The sequence below is a fragment of the uncultured Bacteroides sp. genome, from assembly GCF_910578895.1.
Lineage (GTDB): Bacteria > Bacteroidota > Bacteroidia > Bacteroidales > Bacteroidaceae > Bacteroides.
This window is the reverse complement of record NZ_CAJTSC010000105.1, coordinates 1-3,024: the sequence shown is the minus strand read 5'-3', so window position 1 is coordinate 3,024 and position 3,024 is coordinate 1. Positions and strand designations below refer to the sequence as shown.

4 protein-coding genes are annotated in these 3,024 nt (G+C 40.7%); 3 read left to right on the top strand and 1 reads right to left on the bottom strand.

Going from position 1 to position 3,024, the window contains the following annotated elements:
- Positions 1-188: 188 nt before the first annotated feature.
- The 3 genes from QZ327_RS14295 (at position 189) to QZ327_RS14290 (ending at position 2,594) form a co-directional block, all read left to right on the top strand.
- Entirely contained in the window at positions 189-653 is a 465-nt protein-coding gene (locus QZ327_RS14295) for a hypothetical protein (protein ID WP_294620393.1), read from the top strand.
- Positions 625-978, top strand: a complete 354-nt coding sequence (gene tnpB / locus QZ327_RS14425; protein ID WP_367114570.1) for an IS66 family insertion sequence element accessory protein TnpB — start codon at positions 625-627, stop codon at positions 976-978. The genes QZ327_RS14295 and tnpB overlap by 29 nt, the downstream gene beginning before the upstream one ends.
- Positions 979-1,040: 62 nt before the next feature.
- The gene (locus QZ327_RS14290; protein ID WP_294620391.1) at positions 1,041-2,594 is read left to right on the top strand and encodes an IS66 family transposase; all 1,554 of its coding nucleotides are present in this window, start codon (positions 1,041-1,043) and stop codon (positions 2,592-2,594) included.
- Positions 2,595-2,609: 15 nt separating this feature from the next.
- On the opposite strand, the gene QZ327_RS14285 is transcribed toward QZ327_RS14290, so the two are convergent.
- On the bottom strand, positions 2,610-3,024 hold a 415-nt coding region (locus tag QZ327_RS14285; protein WP_294620389.1), incomplete at its 5' end, for a hypothetical protein.

The window sequence follows — 3,024 nt, the reverse complement described above, 5'->3', positions numbered from 1 at the left end:
TATCATCGGTACATAAATGATAGACCCTTTTTTTATATTTTCATCCGTAACAATCAGATAATTCTAATTTTGGTAATTACACTAGAGTAGCGGACACTTACCGGACACTGTAAATGTCCGATAATCGCATATTTACCAACCATGCTCTTTCCCCTATTTTTGCTATGATTTGAAAAAAATGGAAGATAATGGCAATATCACAAAGCGAAATGCAGGTTCTTTATGCAAGATACCTCAAAAGTGGAATGACATTGGAGGATTTCTGCAAGAAACAACAGGTCCCGTATTGGGATATGGTGGAATGGATTAACCAGTGGGAAAAGTTACACGGTGAGAAGTTCGTCGAAAACTCAACCGTGACATATCATAGAAGCCAGTCCAGATTGCTAGCCCCATTTTCTGAATCGAAAATCACACCCCAAGCACAAAGGTTGTTCCCGTTGGAGTTTGAAGAGAACGATGTGCCTCTCAGACTGCCGGAAGACGGTCCTGCATTCAGAGCCAGCCTCGAACTGCCAAAACCTGGAACCGTCATCAAAGGAGCCAAGCTCACTTTCCCGAACGGTATGACTATTGACATACCACAGACAACAATCAAGGCGTTAATCCTAATGGCTATCATATATGAAGGGAACTGTATTGGGATTGACTAAGGATATGAAATATTATTTCTGCCAGGAACCGGTGAATATGAGAAAGGGAATTGAAGGGCTTTGTGGTGTTGTACGCGGCAGCCTGTTGCGTGACCCTTTCTCGATGGAAGTATTTGTGTTTCTCTCACGGGACAGGAAACTCTTAAAGATTCTCAGATGGAATGACGGGGCTTTTGTGCTATATACCGTCAAGTTATACAACAGGAAGCGGTTTAATCCTTCATATCACACGGAATCGGAGTCTTATAAGATGAACTGGAATGACTTTTGGAACCTTATAAGCAACCGAAAAAACTGTTTAAACGGACTTGAAAAAGGTGAATGATTTTATGTGTAAAATCGTTATAATTATTTGTGTATTAGATAATTAATTATTATATTTAATACATGAATATAAGTAGCATATACCATAATCTGATGGAGCAGGTACGCAGTAAGGACGCTCAAATAGACGGATTGAAACAACTTGTTTCAAGTCTGGTTGAAAAAGTCGATTCTTTAGAATCCGAACTGGCGTCATACAAATCGCTCGTAAAGGAGCAGCTTGATACCATCGGGCTACTGAACAAAAAGATTTTCGGGTACAAAAGCGAGAAAACACATACGGAATCACCTGAAACGGAAAATATTGAGAGTGTACCAAGTTCCATCAGAACTAAGTCGGTTGATGACGCACCCATGAAGAACGCACGAAAAAAGGTTCAAAGTTCATACAGAAGACCGGAACGGAGGGTTTACAAGGAAATGGAGGAAAGGATTGAAGTGCTTATGCCTGATGCGGAAGAATTGAAGGGTGCAAAATTTGTCCGTTCTGAGAAGACCTTCCGCCTGTATATGATACCGGCGCGGATTGTGAAGGTCATCTATGACCGGAGAATCTATGCAAAAGACGGAAAGTTGATTGTACCAAGACTTCCGTATGTTCCCGAGAATTTCCAGAAACGTCATATCGAGCCGTCACTTATGGCAGGCATACTTGCCAACAAGTTCTGTTACCATATACCTGTCAACCGACAAGTGGCTATGTTGAAAAATGCGGGTGCGGATATTGCCCGTTCTACGCTGTATGACTGGTGCGGTGAAGGTATTGATGCGTTGGAAGGATTGTATCAGACCATCCGGGAAGAGGTATTGAAGGCGGACTACCTGAATATAGACGAGACCACCGTTTCTGTGATTGACGAGAACACACATCATGCGAAGAAGGAATATATGTGGGGGCTGATAGATACGAAGAACAGGCTGGCTTTCTTTGATTACGACAAAGGATCCAGAAGCAAGAGTGTAATCAATAACATATTGCAGGATTATATAGGAGTCATACAAACGGATGGATATTCCGCATACAAGAATATAGGTGAAGATAACAGCGGAAAGATAAGCAGGATAAGTTGCCTTGCGCACATCCGAAGGAAGTTCATCGAATCGGAGAACAACGATCCGGAACATTCCGGGGAAGCTTTGGATTTTATCGGGAAGATTTACAGGTTGGAAAGGTTCTTCAGGAAAAAGAAGTTTATCCCGGAGAAAATCAGGGAGTACCGGATTCGTTTTACCGTTCCGATATTCAGAAAATTCAAGAGGTGGCTTGACAGATACATTTCAAATTCCCAGATTCCCGGTGAAAGTCTTATCGGTAGGGCGATTGCGTATGCACATAAGGAATTTGATGCGTTGAAGTACATTTTCGATAATGGGGAGTACCGCATTGACAATAATGCGGCCGAAAGGTTGCTGCGTCCGACAAAACTTGGACTGAACAACTACCTGTTCTTTGGGAATCACAAGAATGCCAAGAGGGGAGCCATTATCTACACCATCGTGGAAAGCTGTAAACTAAACAATGTCAATCTGTTCGAGTATTTAAAGGTAGTGTTCAGCAAGGAACCAGAAGCGGGGGAGACGTATGAAATGTTTCTTCCGAACAAGTGGAAAGTATAAATTGGCTTATGAAATTTATAAAATTCCGAAAAACTCTTTATCGCTGTCACTGATAAAATCTGTATTTTTAACAGTTTCCCATATAAGTGCCCAGTCCGAATCTGTTATGCAACCGCAATATCCTCCATGTTGAAGTATCCTTAAACGAGGTATTCGGAATAATTTGCTGCAATCCACCCAACTTTTATAATCCAAAAAACTATAATCTTTTTTTAATAGTGGAAATTGAATATCTCCCAGTTCCTTAAAAAATGTATTCGGCTTTGTATTTACTAATAAGGAACCGACTATACAGTCATCTTTTGAAATCCCCATTACCACAATCCATTTATCAGAACTTTTATAGTTTCCTTTCACTACAAAACCGTCATCGTTTATCATCGGTACATAAATGATAGACCCTTTTTTTATATTTTCATCCGTAACAATC

Excerpts from the sequence above, each read along its gene's own strand:
- tnpB (WP_367114570.1), top strand. The coding sequence starts at position 625 with ATGAAGGGAACTGTATTGGGATTGACTAAGGATATGAAATATTATTTC.
- QZ327_RS14290 (WP_294620391.1), top strand. The coding sequence starts at position 1,041 with ATGAATATAAGTAGCATATACCATAATCTGATGGAGCAGGTACGCAGT.
- QZ327_RS14295 (WP_294620393.1), top strand. The coding sequence starts at position 189 with ATGGCAATATCACAAAGCGAAATGCAGGTTCTTTATGCAAGATACCTC.